Origin of the sequence: Streptomyces sp. CB02009 (genome assembly GCF_001905825.1) — a bacterium.
In the GTDB taxonomy this organism is placed as follows: domain Bacteria; phylum Actinomycetota; class Actinomycetes; order Streptomycetales; family Streptomycetaceae; genus Streptomyces.
In genome coordinates this window covers 116,490-132,008 of the sequence record NZ_LIVV01000014.1, presented here as the reverse complement: position 1 = coordinate 132,008, position 15,519 = coordinate 116,490, and the positions used below count along the sequence as shown (strand labels likewise).

Genomic DNA, 15,519 nt, shown 5'->3' with positions numbered 1-15,519 from the left:
GCAGCCGCGGAGCACTCGGCCAACTCCTCTCGTGCGGATCTGTGGTGCCGTTCAGCGGCGGCCGTTGCGGCGGGCCTGCTTGCTGACGGCCTTCCACTGGCGGCGTATGTCGGCCATCTCGGCGGGGTCCTCACGGCGGCGGCGGTAGGCGATCTCGCCCTGGAGCTTGCGCCAGGTGGCAAGGCGGTCCGGGGACAGTGCGCCGGTGCGGGCGGCCTCGGTGACGGCACAGCCGCCGTCACCGTCGTGACCGCAGTCGCCGTACCGGCAGTGGGCCGCGAGGGCTGCGACGTCGGTGAAGACGTCGTCGACGGCGTCGGGGCCGGCGGCGACCTCCAGGGAACGGATGCCGGGGATGTCGAGGAGGACTCCGCCCGAGGCGAGGAGGTGGAGGCGGCGCGTGGTGGTGGTGTGGCGGCCTCCGCTGCGCCCCACGGCGGCGACAGCTTCGGTGGTGCCCTCAAGGGCGTTGAGCAGGGAGGTCTTGCCTGCCCCGGAGGGGCCGAGCATGACTGCGGTCGTGCCGGGGCCGAGGTGGGAGCGGAGAGTGTCGAGGCCGTCGCCGGACAGGACACTGACGGAGATCACCGGAACTCCGGGGCTGAGGAGTTCGGCGGCTTCGGTGTCCGCGGCGCCCGCGTCGTCGGTGGTGTCGCTCTTGGTCAGAACGAGAACGGGCTGGGCTCCGCTGTCCCAGGCCATGACGGAGAGGCGCTCGACCATGGCGGCGTTGAGGCCGCCGGCGAGCGGCACTACGACGAGGACGGTGTCGATGTTGGCCGCGAGGATCTGGCGGCCGTGGCCGACGCCGGATCGGGTGAGGACGGCGCGGCGGGGGGCGACGGCGTGGATGCGGCTGTCGGCGCCCAGTTCGACCCAGTCGCCGGCGACGGGCGTGACGGGCAGGGCCGGGGTGATGGTCGCGGTGTGCGCGGTGAGGGTGCCGTCGGTTTCGGGGCGCAGGACATCGCAGACGGTGCCATGGTGGACGACGACGCGCGCGAGGGTGGTGGTGCCAGTCCTGTGGGGGGTATCGGTGTCGGTCCAGCCCAGTCGGGTGAGGGCGTCCGGGGTGGTGAGTGTGTCGGTCACGGGGTGTCCTCGGTGATGAAGCCGGTCCAGGTGCTGCGCAGCCGGTCGCCGGCGGTCGGGTCGACGCGCTGGACGGCGTGCATGGTGTGGGCGCGGAAGACGACCAGGCGGTTGGGGCGCGGCAGGACGAGCGTCGGGTGGGTGGCACTGTGGACGAGGGCGTCACCGTCGGCGCCGTCGGCGCGGGACTCCTCGTCGATCAGGGCGAGGCCGCCTCCCCAGTCGGCGCTCCAGGTGCGGTGGGTGAAGTAGACATACGCGCCGATGCGGCCGGCGCCGGCGTCGTTGTGCCAGCTCAGGCGGGAACCGGCGGGGTAGCCCCAGGCGCTGAGGGTGAGGGAGAGGCGGTCCGCCCCACCAGGGGCGGCCAGCAGGTCGAGATGGGCGCCGATCTGTTCCTTCACCGCCCGCTGCCAGCGCGGTGCGTCGTCTTCGCTGTGCGCCAAGCGCTGCTTGTCCTCTCCCCCGCGGTGGGCGAAGCCGTCGTACACCGGCGCGATGGTGCTGAGGACCGGCTTGAGGCGGGTGTGGGCGAAGCTGTCCGCGGTGGCCTCGAAGTCGGCCTCGGGCAGGAGGTCGTCGATGACGACGTACCGGTCGCCGCGGGAGTGGACGCGGGCGTCGGGGTTGGTCGCGGGTGTGGCGAGGAGGGTGGCCAGGTTCATGCGGTCGCTTTCTTTCCGTGTCCGGCGAGACGGGCGGCGGGGACGCAGAGCAGGACGAGCAGAACGCTGACGCCCAGGAAGACGGTGTCGTAGTGGTCGGCGAACAGGCCGCCGAGGAGCATGCCGGCGGGGATTCCGGCGGCGTTGACGAAGTTGTCCACGGAACCGAGGCGGGATATATAGCGCTCGGGGATCTCGCTCTGGTAGGCGGTGTCCCACACGATGCCGCAGGCGGCGGTCGTCAAGGCGCACAGGGCGAAGCTCGCGCCGAGGACGGCGGTGGGCAGCTCGTCGCGCAGGGTCAGGGCGACGAACTGCAGGACGGCGCCGAGGGTGACGACGACGGAAGCGGCTTTCCAGGGGTGGTGCTTGGTCGTCGACATGACGGCGAGCGAGCCGAGGAGGGAGCCGATCGCGAGGCAGGTCGCGAGGACGGACCAGGCTCCGGCGCCGCCGAGGGACTCGACGGCGATGACGGGCCCGGCGACAGCGGTCAGGCCGATGCCGAGAGAGACGACGAACCACAGGGCCATGCCGAAGGAGAACCACGGATAGCGAGCCATGACGGCGAATCCGGCGCGGAAGCGGTGGTCGGTGTCGGCGGCAGGAGCTGCATCGTCTGCGGAGGTACCGCTCGTGGAAGGGGCGGCGGCCTGGAAGGGGGCGGTGCGGCGGAGGGGGGTGTGCAGCCGGACCAGACGCAGGAGGCAGACGAGGTTGACGGCGAAGGAAGCCACGTCGAGCCAGAGGATCCACGAGAAGCCGACGGTGCTCATCAAGACGCCCGCGAGGACGGGGCCGAGGAGGAAACCGACGTCGGCGACGAGAGAGAGCAGGCCGTTGGCCCGCTGGAGACGGTCCTCAGCGACGAGTTCGGGGGTCAGACCGATCTGCGCGGGGTTGTACAGGGCGGTTCCCGCGCCGTACAGCGCGGCGGACAGGCACAGGTGCCAGCTCTGCAGTGCCAGGGGGCTGACCACGATGACGGCGAGGGCGCCCTGGGCGAGCAGCCTCAGCAGGTCGGCGCCGATCATCACCTTCACCCGGTCGTAGCGGTCGGCGAGCCGGCCACCGGTGGCGACGAGGAAGAAGCGTGCCCCCCACAGCGACAGCAGGACCCAGGTGAGCGCGGCCGCCGAGTGGGAGACCTGGTACGCGGCGAGGGCGAAGGCGACGGGGACGGGGGCGTCGCCGAGCCTGGAGACGACGTGGCCCGTGAAGAACGTCGCGAAGCGGCGCTCGCGGAACATCGCGGCCTGGTCCTTGAGGGTGGCGGTGAGCACGGGGCGAGTCATCCTTCGCAGATCAGGAAGTCGTTGCGGGCGCCGAAGGCGACCAGGGCGCGCAGGTCGGCGTCGGGCAGGTCGCTGTCGGCGGCCAATTCGTCGTAGGTCAGGGCGCCGCCCCTGGTGAGAAGGGTGATGGGGTGCTCCAGGCGGCGGTCGAGACGGATGCGCCGGCCCATGGTGGTGATCGTCAGGTGCTCTTCGCCGGTGGCAACGTGCGGGGGAAAGCGGCTGGCCCAGCGGATTCGGGTGCCGGATCCGACCTCGCCGGTCAGGGCGCTGCGCAGGGACGCTCCGGCGCGGCGGTCGGGGCGCAGGGCCAGGCGGGTGGTGAGCCATTCGGGGTCGGGGTCGGGTGCGGTGCGGCCGACGAGTTCGTGGGCGGCGCGGCTCTCCTCGCGCACGTCGGCGTAGGGCTCGTACCCGACTGTGAGGTGCACGGTGAGTTCCCCGGTGCCGGAGACGCGGTGGGCGGTGTCGCGCGGCACGGACAGGCACATGCCAGGTGTGAGGACGCGGTCGAGACTGCCCGGGGCCAGGTCGTGGGAGCGCGCGCCTGTGCGGGAGTCGACCTCCCAGTGCTTGCGGCCGAGGAGTTGCAGGATGAGGGCATCGTGGTCGTCGCTGTGAACATCAAAGGCGGAGTTCTCGCCTGCGGTGATGTAGCAGTTGACCCAGGCGCGGGCGCGCAGCAGGTATTCGAGGGCCTCGCACAGCAGCATGACTCGCTCGTCGAGGGCTTCGAGGTGGCTGATGACAAGGGTCGCGCCGCGCTCGACGGCGCTATGCAGGTAGGTGGGGACGAGGGCGGTGTGCAGGACCTCTCCATCGCCGACGCGCGAGCGCATCCAGCGGCTTCGGTCGACCTGCCGGCCGGACTCGACGAGCCGGAAGTTGGTGGCGAGGGCTCCGGGCCGTGCGAGGGCGGACCATACGCCGGCGAGCAGGGCCTCGTGGGCGGTGTTCTCGCTGCCCGCGGCGGGCTCGTGGAGTCGGACACCGCCGGTGGGTGGCTCCTGGTCGCCGAGGCCGGTGAGGAGCGCCTGGGCGTGGGCGAAGGCGTCGTATCCGGTCATGGCGCGACCACCGCGCCCACGCCGCAGAGGCTGAGAGCGATCTCCTCGCGGCGTTCCGGCGCGAGGCCCTTGGGTAGGACGGCGGTGAGCTCGTCAAGGGTGAAGGGCGAGTCCGAGGCTGTCGCCTTCTCCAGGTCGGTGAAGTCGGTGGGGTCGGGGCCGGGGACGATGAGGGTACGGCCGCGGGCGACGAGGGTGGTGCCACCGTGATGGGGGGCGGCGGTGACCACCCCGGGGCGGGCCCAGCGCAGCGAGGCGTGGGGGTGGGGGGCCGTACGGGGCAGCGCGGCCTGGTGCGGTCGGCTGAGGTAGCCGTTGGTGCGCAGGCGGAGCTGCCCGAGGGCGATCTCGTGGGCGACACGGTCGGCGAGCGAGGTGCCGGCGGTGTCGTCGGTGAGGATTCTGCGGGCGCGATCGGTGACCTGGTCGGCGGCCGGGTAGGCGGCGAGGGGTTCGGCCGGGTGGGCGGCGCGCCACAGGGCTTCCGTGATCAGTGGCCGGGCCCTGACCGGGTAGACGGTCAGTCCGAGGAACGTGGAGGGGCCGAGGTTTCGGAACACGTGGTACGTGTCCTGGGGGATGCAGAGGAAGTCGCCGGGCTGGAGCAGGTGTCGCTCGGCGGAGGCGAGGTGCTCCTCGACGTCGAAGGTGATGCGGCCGAACGAGGGGTTGGGCGTGATGGCGGATGCGTCGAACGGGTTGTCGTGCCAGACCCAGACCTCCTTGGGGGACGGTCCGAGGTGGAAGATGAGGGAGGGCTCCGAGTCTTTGTGGATGCCGAACGGGGTCCAGCCGGAGTGGGCGACGAAGGTGTACACGTCGGTTCCGGAAGGCAGTTCGTGGGTGCCGTCGGCGATGAGCTCCGCTACGAGTCGGGCGACCTCGGTGGCCAGGTCGAGGTTCCAGGATGAGATGTCGTTGACGGCAAGGCACTCCTCGTCGCTGTCGGCCGTGCGGGCCAGCCAGTCAACGGCGCTCTCTTCGTCGGCGACGGGGGTGTCCACGAAGCGCTTGGTCAGCCGGTAGTCGAAGGCGCCGGGGCGGAAGGCACGCAGGCGCAGGTCGCCGGGCGCCTGACGGGTCGCTGTGCGCAGGCCGTCGTCGATCAACCGGGCGAGGTGTCCGGGGTCGGCGACGAGGCCGGGGAGGAACACGGTGCGGGCGAAGTCCGGGGCGTGGTCCGCCGCGAACGCCTTCCAGGTCTGCGTGTCGATGCTCATCCAACTCACCACTCGTTCGGGGAAACGGCCGACGCGGCCGGCTGTCCGTGGGGACGACCGGCCGCGTTACGGTGCGGGGCTCAGTGGCCGACGTCCTGACGCGGGCTGAACTCGGCCTCGAAGTCGTAGTTGTCGTCCTCGAGGATCTCCATGACGAGGTTCTTCTCGTTCTCCATGTCGGTATTTCCTTTCCGATCGATTCATGAGTGTTCTCCCGCTGGCGCGACGGGAGTTATGCCTGGGCAATTCAGTTGGAATTGAGCGGTCCGTTCGGCTCGGGATTCTTTGTGCTTTCCGGTCCGTTCTGGAAATTACTCTGACATGGCCTCACAAGCCGTGTCAGCAATTTTCCGTGGCACAGAATGACCTTGGCATTGTTGTGTCACACCAGGCCGATGCGGGCGGCCTGGAGACCGAGCTGGAAGCGGCTGTGGGCACCGAATCGTTCGGAGAGACCGGAGATCATGCGGCGCTCGCTGCGCAGGGAGATGCCGAGCCTGCGGGCCGCGGCCTCGTCGGTGAGTCCCTCGGCCAGGAACTTCAGCAGGGCGCGTTCCTGCGGCGTGTAGGCGTCGGGCTCCTCGTCCTCGACGCCTCCGTCCGGGAGGGGTTCCGCCTCGTCCCACAGATGCGTGAACAGGGCGCGCAGGCCCGTGAGGGCGCCTGGTTCGCGCAGAAGCACGGCTCCCTCATCAGGGACTTCCGGATCGAGGGGAAGGACGGCGCTCGCCCCGTCGACGATCCGCAGCTGCAGAGGGAGGGAGGGCAGGGTGCGGATCTCGGCGCCGGCCTGTGTCAGCTCTCGGACCGCCCGTCGACGCTCGGGTGTTCCGTCGGTGCTGTCGAGGTGGAGGATGCGGACCCTCACTCCCCGGGAGAGCAGGTCGACGTGGAGGGGGGCGTCGATCTCCCAGGGGCCGCCTCCGGAGGCAGTGGTGGGGGCGAGGGCGAGGAGTTCGCCGCGGGCCTGTCCGGTGACGTCTGTGTGGATCCGCCGGACGGACTCGTCTCCGGTGAAGCGTTCCACCGCACCGCCCAGGGAGTCTCGGCCGAGCGCCGTGTAGTCGGTGAGGAGGTCGGCGACCGCCGCGCGGCTCGCGTCGATCTCCAGCTGAGTGCGGGCGAGCTCGTTCTGCCGTCGTTCGAGCAGCGCGCCGAGTCCGGCCCGGGGCGGCACCAATCGCAGGCCGCCGGAGGAGTCGGCGGTCGTCGTTGCGCGCAGCAGCGCGAGGTCGGCCAGCGTGTCCAGTGCCCGGGCGACCGTGCGACGGTCGGTGTCCAGCTCCTCCGCGAGGCGGTCCACGCCCCACGAAGGGTGCTCCAGCATCAACCGGTAGACGGCCTCCGTGCTGAAGTCGAGTCCGAGTACGCGCAGCATCAGCGTCCCCCCGCGGTCGTGTGTGGGCACCGGGGCACATGCGTGCCACGGCATGTTCGTGGCCTCGCCGGGGCTGGGGCGGGGCCGGTGGTGTGCGGCAGACTCGGTGTGTGCACCTCGTCGAGTTCGCCTTCGCCAAGCCGCCGCAAGCGCCGGATCTGTCCTCCGACGTTCTGCTGGCCGAGCTGTGGGCGGCATGCCGCCCGGACGACGGCGTCGAGCACGTACGCGTGCATGCGAGCCGGGCCGGTGCCCGGGGGGTCGCCTTCCTGCTGGCTCCGGACGAGGCGAGCGCCGTGCGGCGGTGCCGTGCCCTGTGTCGGCGGGCCCTGGTGCTGTCGCCCGCACTGGGCGGCTGGCAGCTCGCCGGAACCGTGGAGGCATGACGCCGGGCGGCGGTACGTGCCCGTACCGACGCGACCACCTGCCCAAGTCTCCTCGTACCGCGAGATGTTCCTTGCCACGTCCTCATTCTTGGACTAGCGGGCGGCGCGACGCTTCTCTCTGAGTGCGGAGCTGACGGGGACTGCTCGGGGCGAGGTCCGCACGCTGGAAGTTGGCCGGCCGGCCCGCGGGTCCCGACGATGAGCCCGTCCGTACCCCAAGCGAAGACGAGGACTCAGCGGTGCCCCACATCGAGATCACCCATGACCTTCCCGGAATCAGCGGGCTCTTCGCCCAGCGCCCGGACACCGCGGGCGTACTGTCGGACCTTGCCGAGACCCTGCTGCGCAGCGGTCCTTCGCCGCTGAGCCGGGGCGAGCGCGAACTGATCGCCGCGTACGTGTCGCACCTGAACTGCACCGCTTTCTGCGCCGGTTCCCACAGCGCGTTCGCGGCCGCGCAGCTGGAGGGTGGCGCCGAGCTCGTGGCGTCCGTGCTCGCCGGCCCCGACACGGCGGCGATCACTCCGCTGCTCCGGTCGCTGCTGAAGGTGGCCGCCGAGGTGCAGGCCGAGGCGGCCCCCGTCTCCGACGAGGCGATCGCCGCCGCCCGAGCCGAGGGCGCCACGGACACCCACATCCACGACACGGTCCTGATCGCGGCCGCGTTCGCGATGTTCAACCGCTACGTGAACGGTCTGGCCACGGACGTCCCGTCCGACCCGGCCTTCTACGGCGTGGCGGCGGAGCTCATCGTCCAGCACGGCTACGGTGCCGCGCACTGACGCACCCCGCCCGCAGGCGTCCCGTCTTCCTCAGGAGGGTGACATGGCCTGGTCCCCCGCACACATTCCCGACCAGAGCGGCAGGACCGCTCTGATCACCGGCGCCTCTGGCGGCATCGGTCTGGAGACCGCCCGCGTGCTCGCAGACCGGGGGGCGCACGTCCTCCTCGCCTGCCGCAACGTGGGGCGGGGCAGGGCCGCAGCCGCCCGCATCGGCGGCAGCACCGAGGTCGTACGCCTGGACCTGGCGTGCCTGGACTCGGTACGGGAGGCGTCGGCGTGGGTGCATGCCCGCCACGAGCGCCTGGACCTGCTCGTCAACAACGCCGGGGTGATGTTCCCTCCGTACCGGCGCACCGAGGACGGCTTCGAGGCGCACTTCGGTGTCAACCACCTCGGGCACTTCGCGCTGACGGGCCTGCTGCTCGACCTGATGACAGCGGTGCCCGGCTCCCGGATCGTCACCGTCGCCAGCCTCACGCACCGGGCGGGCCTCGGGGCCTTGGACGAGGGCGGGGCCCGGTCGTCGGCCGGGCGACGGTCGCTGACGGCGTACGGACGTTCCAAGCTCGCCAACCTGCTGTTCGCACGGGAGTTGCACCACCGGCTTGCCACAGCGGGTGCGGCCACTGCCTCGTTCGCCGCGCATCCGGGCCTCTCTCCGACCGGCCTGTGGCAGGGCGATGTGCCCCGTTTGCTGCGGCCGGTGGCCGGGGCGGGGCTGCGGTGGCTGGCCCAGCCCGCGGACCGGGCGGCGTGGCCGGCACTAAGCGCGGCGACGGACCCGCACGTGCCGGGCGGTGCATACCTCGGCCCGTCGCAGTTCTTCGAGAGCCGGGGCACGCCCGCTCCGGCCCGCTCCAGCCGGGTCTCACGGGACGTGGCGGCGCAGCACCGCCTCTGGCAACTGTCCGAGGGGCTGACGGGCGTGCGTTACGCCTTCCCGTCGGCGCGGGCGGAGGCGGAGTCTTCCGGCGCGGTGTGTCCGGTGACGGGGGCGCGAGGGTGAGCGCCGTCCCGGAGGACGGCGTCGTCGCCGGTGTGGGAACGGGAGGGGACAGACAGGAGCGTTTCCGGCCGGTCGCGGCCTGGGCGTGGATGTGGCGGAACTTCGACGCCGTGCTGCCGGACGTGACGGGCGCTGCCTGGCAGACGGACACCGCGGCTCAGCCCGCGCGGGCGGCGGAGGCGGAGGGGTACGCCCGCTTCACGGTTCACGGACCCTGGTGAGGGCTGGACCTCACGAAGTGGACGCGGGGCCTTCTTCCGCTGTGCTGGACACACGGGCGGAGCCCCCGGTGGTGCGCCGTCGCGCCTAGCGTGTCGCCGCGTATCCCCCACCCCCTCATGGAAGACGGCATGTCATGGCGCAGACAGCACAGCGGCCCGCCCCCGCCGGTTCACGGCCGGACCAGGCCGCGACCGCCGAAGGTCCCACCCCCTCCTTCTTCTTCAACGGCCATGTGCCTCGCCGCCGTGGGCTGGTTCTCGCGGTGAGCGCGCTGTTCGGTTTCGCCCTGACGGTGGTGTGGTCGGCGGAGTTCGTCGACAAGACCATCGGCGATACGGTGGCGGACACACTGTTGGGCCACACCGCCAAGGGAACCCCGATCCCGGGCGCCCTGGCCGGTATCCTCTTCGCCCTGGTCACGGGCATCGCCGGTACGTTCACCGCGTGCAACATCGCCGTCTTCAGCGCGTTGGCGCCGCTGACCGGCGGGCGCTCCCTCTCACGCCGGGGCCGGATGGCCGCCGCGCTGCGTCCGCTGGGTCAGCTGGCGGCCGGTGCGGTCGTCGTGTCCGCCGTGTACGGCATGCTGGTCGCGATGTCGGGGACGGGCATGCCCCAGTTCGACCAAAGTCAGGGCGGCGGTGGCCTCTCCGGCCGGCTGATCCAGGCGATGGTGGTCTACGGCCTCATCGGCTTGGTCATGACGTACCTCGGCCTGGCGGCGCTGGGCATCGTGCGCGACCCGCTGGCGAAGTTGTCGGAGCAGTACCCGAGCGCGCCGATGCTGTTCATGGGCGGTCTGATCGGGGCGTTCCTCGTCGGGCGTCCCTTCCCGCTCTTCCGTCAGCTGTTCCGGGACACGGCCGAGAGTCACAACGTGCTGTACGGGTCGGTGGCCTTCAGTCTCCAGACCCTGGGCAACATCCTGATCATGTCGGTTCTGTTCCTGCTGGTGACCGGCCTCTTCGGGGACCGGCTGCACCGGTGGATGACGAAGCGGCCGAGCCGCGCCGCAGCGCTGATGGCAGCGGCGTTCATCGCGGCGGGTGTCTTCATGGTCCTCTACTGGGACCTGCGGATCCTGGCCCGCCGTGACCTGATCTGGTACCCGATGGCGCCCTGGGCGGCCTGATCGGGCCCCGTACGCGTGTGTGGCCCGGCCGGAGCTCCTCCGGCCGGGCCACACGCGTGGAGAGGGGTCAGGCTGCGACGGCGACGGCGGTGGAGGCCACGGCGCCGACGAGCTCGCCCGCCGCGTCGACGATGTCGAGGGCGGTGAGCTGGGGGTCGTCCAGGACGGGAACGAGGTCGGCAAGGACCTGGGCGAAACGGCCGTCGTTCTCGTAGGTCAGCGCGAGGTTTCCTTCCCACAGGGCCGCGCGGATACGGCGGGGGGTGAGCATGCCGTCTCCGGCGGTCGAAGCGAGAAGCAGCTCGGCGACACGGCCCTCGAGCCGAGTGGGACGCCAGGTGCCGCTACGGAAGTCGGCCATGAGTTCCTCGACGCGACGGCGGGCCCGCTCGGTGGCGACGGGCTCCAGGAAGAGGCTGGTCTCGGACGGGGTGGTGATCGTGGACACGATGGTTCCTCTCGGAGGGATAGGTGGTCAGTCGAGGCCGGCCGCGGCGCGCAGGGCGGTGGCGCGGTCGGTGCGTTCCCAGGTGAAGTCCGGCAGCTCCCGGCCGAAGTGGCCGTAGGCGGCGGTCTGGGAGTAGATCGGGCGGAGCAGGTCGAGGTCACGGATGATCGCGGCTGGGCGGAGGTCGAAGACCTCGGCGATGGCCTGCTCGATGAGGTCGAGGGGGATCTCCTCGGTGCCGAAGGTCTCGACGAAGAGACCCACGGGCTCGGCCTTGCCGATCGCGTAGGCGACCTGGACCTCGCAGCGCGCGGCGAGGCCGGCGGCGACGACGTTCTTGGCGACCCAGCGCATGGCGTAGGCGGCCGAGCGGTCGACCTTGGACGGGTCCTTGCCGGAGAACGCGCCGCCACCGTGGCGGGCCATGCCGCCGTAGGTGTCGATGATGATCTTGCGGCCGGTGAGGCCGGCGTCGCCCATCGGGCCGCCGATCTCGAAGCGGCCGGTCGGGTTCACCAGGAGGCGGTAGCCGTCGGTGTCGAGCTTGATGCCGTCCTCGACGAGCTGCTTGAGCACGTGCTCGACGACGAACTCGCGGATGTCGGGCGCGAGCAGCGACTCCAGGTCGATGTCGGAGGCGTGCTGCGAGGAGACGACGACCGTGTCGAGGCGGACGGCCTTGTCGCCGTCGTACTCGATGGTGACCTGGGTCTTGCCGTCGGGGCGCAGGTACGGGATGGTGCCGTTCTTGCGGACCTCGGTCAGCCGGCGGGAGAGCCGGTGCGCGATGTGGATCGGCAGCGGCATCAGCTCGGGGGTCTCGTCCGAGGCGTAGCCGAACATCAGGCCCTGGTCGCCGGCGCCCTGCTTGTCCAGCTCGTCCTCGTCGCCCTCGACCCGCTGCTCGTACGCGGTGTCCACGCCCTGGGCGATGTCCGGGGACTGAGACCCGATGGAAACCGACACGCCGCAGGAGGCGCCGTCGAAGCCCTTCATCGAGGAGTCGTAACCGATCTCCAGGATCTTGTCCCGCACCAGTTGGGCGATCGGCGCGTACGCGGACGTGGTGACCTCGCCCGCGACGTGGACCTGACCGGTCGTGATCAGCGTCTCCACGGCCACACGGGCTGCCGGATCCTTGCCCAGCAGCGCGTCGAGGATGGTGTCGCTGATCTGGTCAGCGATCTTGTCAGGATGGCCCTCGGTCACCGACTCCGAGGTGAACAGCCGTTTCGTCATGGAGCGCATCAGATCCGCGTCCGCTCCCGCCTCGCAAGCGGACTTGGCCGAGTCACCGGAGGTGCCGCGGATCCGGCGCTGCTTGGTCATCTCAGGCCGCCGGGACGGTGACCTTCTCGGCTTCGCGGACAGCGCGTTCGCCGACCAGGGACTGGTAGAGCAGGATCGCGGCGAGCCCGGCCGTCCCGTACAGCAGCCCCATGGCGAGGGAGGGGACAAACGCGCCGAGGGTGACGCACAGAGCGGCGACGAGCAGGCCGATCCGGGCGTTGAGCGCGTACGCCGCCATGTACTTGGTACGGGCCTCTGCGTCGATCAGGTCGGCCAGGAGCGCCTGGCGCACCGGGACACTGGCGATCTCGCCGAAGGTGAGCAGGACCGCAGCGGCAATGAGGATCCAGCCCACGTCGCTCACGGCCCAGACCATGTATCCGACGGTGAAGACCGCGATGCCGCCGTACAGCCTGACGCGCTCGGACACGCGCGCCAGCAGCGTCTTGGCGACGAGGATGAGGGCGACGACCAAGGCCGCGTTGACGGCCCGCAGGACTCCGAGGATCGCCACACCGTCGACGTCCACGGACCAGTCGCCCACAGCCAGAAGCGTCTGTTCGGGGAACTCACGGGCGAGGCGGACGGCGATGTAGTAGCCGATCTGCATCTCGACGGCCGCGATCAGCGCGGCGGCGACCAGCTGGCGCAGGAAGACCCGGTCCCGGGCGACGCCGAGGTAGCCGCGCAGCATCGCGGCCGGCCCGGTCGCGACCGCCTTGCCGCTGGTCGGGGCGGTCTCGCTGATCCAGCGCCACATCACCGCAGTGGTCACCAGACACAGCGCGGCCGCGCCGGTCAGCAGCTGGAGAAAGTGGCCGTCGTAGAGGAAGCCGCCGAGCAGCGCGCCGCCGGTGAAGGCGAGGTTGATCGACCAGTAGTTGATCGTGTAGACGAGCGGCCGGTTCTCGGGGGTGGAGACGTCGACCATCATCGCGTCGGCGGCCGGGGTGGCGAGTTGTGAGCAGCACGTGTTGAGCAGGAACAGGGCGAACGTGGCGGTGCCGGACGTCCACCAGGGCGAGTTCGCCAGCGCGAGCAGCCCGAAGGTGAGGGTGGCGCCCAGCTCGCCCGCCACCATGACGGGACGGCGGCCGTACACGTCGGCGAAGTGCCCGCCGAGGAAGTTGGAGGCGATGCCGGCCGCCGCGACACAGACGGTCAGCACACCGGCTACCGCCGGCCCGTACAGGTTCGCCAGGTGGATGACGAGGAGCGGCATAAGCATGACGGACAGCAGCCGCTGGACGAAGCCGACGGCGATCCGCAGCCGGATGTTCGGGTGCAGGGAGCTCAGCGTCATCGCAGGCCCCTCGGGATATGGGACTCGTCGACGAGTCGACCGCCCTTGCCCCAGTGGTCCGGGGCCACGTCACGGACGATGACGGTGACGGCGTCGTCCGGGCAGCCGGAGACGCGTGTGACGACATCGGTGATGCCCGCCACCAGCTCTCTCCGGGCTTCTCGGTCATTGCCCTGCCACCAGTTGACGGTGATCACCGGCATGTCGGCGGTCCTTTTCTGCAGATGACGATTCAAGGGCGCGAGCGCGGCGGTACGAGAATCCCCGGAACGCCGAAGGACAGGCAAGCGGGGGCAGCGGAAGGAGAACGACTTGAACAAGTCAGCCGGTCCCCCGGCCCCTCTTTCTCACGTGCCGGAAGCGAGTTGGTGAAGTAGCGACGCAATTCCCTGTCCTGTTGCCGTCGTTTTCCGGCCGTGATGTGATCGGCGCCGTCCTGCCCGGCCGGTCCCGTCCGACTGCCGGGTACTTCTCCCGTGCCGGGCGTCTCGCGCCCGATACCCGCGCGGCCCGCCCATCACGGGAGCACAGGTCTCCTGACAGGTTCGGAAGGAATGCCGGTGTCCCTCTTCGACATACGCAGAATCGGCGGAAAGATCGGCGCGGAGGTGACAGGCGTCGACCTCTCGACAGAGTTGTCGGAATCCGTCTTCGGGCAGATCCACGCGGCGTTCCTGGAGCACAAGGTCCTGTTCTTCCGGGACCAGGACATCAACGACGAGCACCAGCTCGCCTTCGCCGCACGGTTCGGCCCGCTCACCCAGCCGCACCCGATGATGCGGACGGTCGACGGAACTCCCCAGGTCATCCCGGTCGACGGAGAGGACCAGCGTGCCGACCACTGGCACACCGACATCAGCTTCACCACCACCCCGTCGCTGGGCACGACCCTCCGCAGCATGGTGCTGCCCCCGTACGGCGGCGACACACTGGTCGCGAACGCGGCCGCCGGCTACAAGGACCTGCCAGCCGAACTCCGTGAGATAGCCGACCGGCTCTGGGCCGTGCACACCAATCACGCGGAGCAGCCGCGGCTGGGGACCGACCGCGGGGACAAGGTCCGCGAGGCTTTCCTGGCCCGCCGGTTCGAGGCCGCGCACCCTGTGGTGCGGGTGCACCCGGAGTCCGGCGAGCCGAGCCTGTTCCTCGGCGGTTTCGCGCAGTGGCTCGTGGGCCTGGAGCCGCGCGAGTCCAGGCCGATCATCGACGTGCTCCAGTCGTACGTGCGCCGGCCGGAGAACACCGCGCGCTGGACCTGGCGGCCCGGCGACGTCCTCATCTTCGACAACCGCAGCACGCAGCACTACGCGGTCAACGACTACGGGCAGCACCAGAGGGTGCTGCACCGGGTGTCCATCACCGGCGACGTGCCCGTCGGCCTCGACGGCAAGCAGAGCTACGCGCTGAAGACGGGCGAGTGAGCATGGAGAACTCCTCGCCCCACGACCCGGACGCGTTCGCCGCGCGACTGCGCGGTCGTGAGCACCTGATCGGCTACTGGATAGCCCTGGACAACCCTGCCGGGACCGAGCGGATCGCCGGACTCGGCTACGACTACATCGGAGTGGACGGTCAGCACGGCGTGTTGCACCAGCCCGGCTGGCAGGCGGCGATGCTCGCAGTGGATGCCCGCGGCCGCTCCGCCGGAATCATCCGGGTGCCCTCGCCGGATCCCGTCGCGATCGGGATCGCGCTCGACACAGGGGCGCGCGGCGTCGTCGTCCCGATGGTCGAGAGCGCCGAGCAGGCGCGGACCATGGTGCGGGCCTGCCGGCACCATCCGGCGGGGACGCGCAGCCTCGGCGGTCCGGTCCGGGCCGAGATCCGCGTGGGCTCGGTGCCCGCCGAGATCGACGACCGGGTGGCATGCGTCGTGATGATCGAGACGGCCGCCGCGCTGGACGATCTGGAGGCCATCTGCGCAACGGAGGGCCTCGACGCGGTGTACGTCGGACCCGCCGACCTGTCGGCCGCGCTCGGCGCGCGCTGGTTCGGCGACCCGGCCACCGCCGACGCGCTGGAGGCCGCTCTGGTCCGGATCACGGAAGCCGCCCGCAGGCACGGCATCGCCTGCGGCATCCACGTGCTGGACGGGGCGAGCGCCGCCAAGCGGCTCGCCGAGGGGTTCACCTTCGCCACCGTCTCCAGCGACATCACCCACCTGCAGCAGATCGCCGCCGAGCATCTGTCGGCGGCCCGGGGATCCGGCCCCGCGTGAGCGGGAACTGGA

Annotated in this window: 17 protein-coding genes; 7 read left to right on the top strand and 10 right to left on the bottom strand. The window is 70.9% G+C overall.

The window, feature by feature from the left end:
- Positions 1-51 precede the first annotated feature (51 nt).
- The 6 genes from rsgA to AMK27_RS38465 form a co-directional block, all read right to left on the bottom strand.
- Positions 52-1,092: a ribosome small subunit-dependent GTPase A gene (gene rsgA, locus AMK27_RS38490; RefSeq protein WP_073918886.1), complete on the bottom strand. Its 1,041-nt coding sequence runs from the start codon at positions 1,090-1,092 to the stop codon at positions 52-54.
- Complete coding sequence (locus tag AMK27_RS38485; protein ID WP_073918884.1) at positions 1,089-1,757, bottom strand: 2OG-Fe(II) oxygenase; 669 nt, start codon at positions 1,755-1,757, stop codon at positions 1,089-1,091. The genes rsgA and AMK27_RS38485 overlap by 4 nt, the downstream gene beginning before the upstream one ends.
- Positions 1,754-3,040: an MFS transporter gene (locus AMK27_RS38480; protein ID WP_073918882.1), complete on the bottom strand. Its 1,287-nt coding sequence runs from the start codon at positions 3,038-3,040 to the stop codon at positions 1,754-1,756. The genes AMK27_RS38485 and AMK27_RS38480 overlap by 4 nt, the downstream gene beginning before the upstream one ends.
- Before the next feature lie 8 nt (positions 3,041-3,048).
- Entirely contained in the window at positions 3,049-4,119 is a 1,071-nt protein-coding gene (locus AMK27_RS38475) for a JmjC domain-containing protein (protein WP_073918880.1), read from the bottom strand.
- Entirely contained in the window at positions 4,116-5,339 is a 1,224-nt protein-coding gene (locus AMK27_RS38470; RefSeq protein ID WP_079188778.1) for a hypothetical protein, read from the bottom strand. Before AMK27_RS38470 ends, AMK27_RS38475 begins: the two co-directional genes overlap by 4 nt.
- 382 nt (positions 5,340-5,721) lie before the next feature.
- Positions 5,722-6,717: a hypothetical protein gene (locus AMK27_RS38465; RefSeq protein ID WP_073918878.1), complete on the bottom strand. Its 996-nt coding sequence runs from the start codon at positions 6,715-6,717 to the stop codon at positions 5,722-5,724.
- Positions 6,718-6,827: 110 nt separating this feature from the next.
- On the opposite strand from AMK27_RS38465, the gene AMK27_RS38460 reads away from it, so the two are divergent.
- From AMK27_RS38460 to AMK27_RS38440, 5 genes are all read left to right on the top strand, one after another.
- Positions 6,828-7,103 (top strand): hypothetical protein, encoded by a 276-nt coding sequence (locus AMK27_RS38460; RefSeq protein WP_073918876.1) that lies wholly within the window; start codon positions 6,828-6,830, stop codon positions 7,101-7,103.
- 239 nt (positions 7,104-7,342) lie between these two features.
- Complete coding sequence (locus AMK27_RS38455; RefSeq protein WP_073918874.1) at positions 7,343-7,885, top strand: carboxymuconolactone decarboxylase family protein; 543 nt, start codon at positions 7,343-7,345, stop codon at positions 7,883-7,885.
- 43 nt (positions 7,886-7,928) lie between these two features.
- Positions 7,929-8,894, top strand: a complete 966-nt coding sequence (locus tag AMK27_RS38450) for an oxidoreductase (protein ID WP_073918872.1) — start codon at positions 7,929-7,931, stop codon at positions 8,892-8,894.
- Positions 8,891-9,115, top strand: a complete 225-nt coding sequence (locus AMK27_RS38445) for a hypothetical protein (RefSeq protein ID WP_241847750.1) — start codon at positions 8,891-8,893, stop codon at positions 9,113-9,115. Before AMK27_RS38450 ends, AMK27_RS38445 begins: the two co-directional genes overlap by 4 nt.
- A 134-nt stretch (positions 9,116-9,249) precedes the next feature.
- Positions 9,250-10,248, top strand: a complete 999-nt coding sequence (locus AMK27_RS38440; RefSeq protein WP_073918868.1) for a hypothetical protein — start codon at positions 9,250-9,252, stop codon at positions 10,246-10,248.
- A gap of 67 nt (positions 10,249-10,315) precedes the next feature.
- Here AMK27_RS38440 and AMK27_RS38435 read toward each other — a convergent pair whose 3' ends face one another.
- The 4 genes from AMK27_RS38435 to AMK27_RS38420 all read right to left on the bottom strand — a co-directional run bounded on the left by AMK27_RS38435 (position 10,316) and on the right by AMK27_RS38420 (position 13,492).
- Complete coding sequence (locus AMK27_RS38435; RefSeq protein ID WP_073918866.1) at positions 10,316-10,696, bottom strand: hypothetical protein; 381 nt, start codon at positions 10,694-10,696, stop codon at positions 10,316-10,318.
- 27 nt (positions 10,697-10,723) lie between these two features.
- The gene (gene metK, locus AMK27_RS38430) at positions 10,724-11,935 is read right to left on the bottom strand and encodes a methionine adenosyltransferase (RefSeq protein WP_073919009.1); all 1,212 of its coding nucleotides are present in this window, start codon (positions 11,933-11,935) and stop codon (positions 10,724-10,726) included.
- Positions 11,936-12,026: 91 nt separating this feature from the next.
- Positions 12,027-13,289: an MFS transporter gene (locus AMK27_RS38425; protein WP_073918864.1), complete on the bottom strand. Its 1,263-nt coding sequence runs from the start codon at positions 13,287-13,289 to the stop codon at positions 12,027-12,029.
- Positions 13,286-13,492, bottom strand: a complete 207-nt coding sequence (locus tag AMK27_RS38420; protein WP_073918862.1) for a tautomerase family protein — start codon at positions 13,490-13,492, stop codon at positions 13,286-13,288. The genes AMK27_RS38425 and AMK27_RS38420 overlap by 4 nt, the downstream gene beginning before the upstream one ends.
- A 357-nt stretch (positions 13,493-13,849) precedes the next feature.
- On the opposite strand from AMK27_RS38420, the gene AMK27_RS38415 reads away from it, so the two are divergent.
- Together AMK27_RS38415 and AMK27_RS38410 are read left to right on the top strand one after the other, a co-directional pair.
- The gene (locus AMK27_RS38415; RefSeq protein ID WP_073918860.1) at positions 13,850-14,710 is read left to right on the top strand and encodes a TauD/TfdA dioxygenase family protein; all 861 of its coding nucleotides are present in this window, start codon (positions 13,850-13,852) and stop codon (positions 14,708-14,710) included.
- Between the two features lie 2 nt (positions 14,711-14,712).
- On the top strand, positions 14,713-15,507 hold the full coding sequence (locus tag AMK27_RS38410) for an HpcH/HpaI aldolase family protein (RefSeq protein WP_073918858.1): 795 nt from the start codon (positions 14,713-14,715) through the stop codon (positions 15,505-15,507).
- Positions 15,508-15,519: the final 12 nt, after the last annotated feature.

Bases quoted from the DNA above. Each gene is read 5' to 3' on its own strand.
- AMK27_RS38485 (WP_073918884.1), bottom strand. From the start codon at position 1,757: ATGAACCTGGCCACCCTCCTCGCCACACCCGCGACCAACCCCGACGCC.
- AMK27_RS38475 (WP_073918880.1), bottom strand. From the start codon at position 4,119: ATGACCGGATACGACGCCTTCGCCCACGCCCAGGCGCTCCTCACCGGC.
- AMK27_RS38470 (WP_079188778.1), bottom strand. From the start codon at position 5,339: ATGAGCATCGACACGCAGACCTGGAAGGCGTTCGCGGCGGACCACGCC.
- AMK27_RS38465 (WP_073918878.1), bottom strand. From the start codon at position 6,717: ATGCTGCGCGTACTCGGACTCGACTTCAGCACGGAGGCCGTCTACCGG.
- AMK27_RS38450 (WP_073918872.1), top strand. From the start codon at position 7,929: ATGGCCTGGTCCCCCGCACACATTCCCGACCAGAGCGGCAGGACCGCT.
- AMK27_RS38440 (WP_073918868.1), top strand. From the start codon at position 9,250: ATGGCGCAGACAGCACAGCGGCCCGCCCCCGCCGGTTCACGGCCGGAC.
- metK (WP_073919009.1), bottom strand. From the start codon at position 11,935: ATGACGAAACGGCTGTTCACCTCGGAGTCGGTGACCGAGGGCCATCCT.
- AMK27_RS38425 (WP_073918864.1), bottom strand. From the start codon at position 13,289: ATGACGCTGAGCTCCCTGCACCCGAACATCCGGCTGCGGATCGCCGTC.
- AMK27_RS38420 (WP_073918862.1), bottom strand. From the start codon at position 13,492: ATGCCGGTGATCACCGTCAACTGGTGGCAGGGCAATGACCGAGAAGCC.
- AMK27_RS38410 (WP_073918858.1), top strand. From the start codon at position 14,713: ATGGAGAACTCCTCGCCCCACGACCCGGACGCGTTCGCCGCGCGACTG.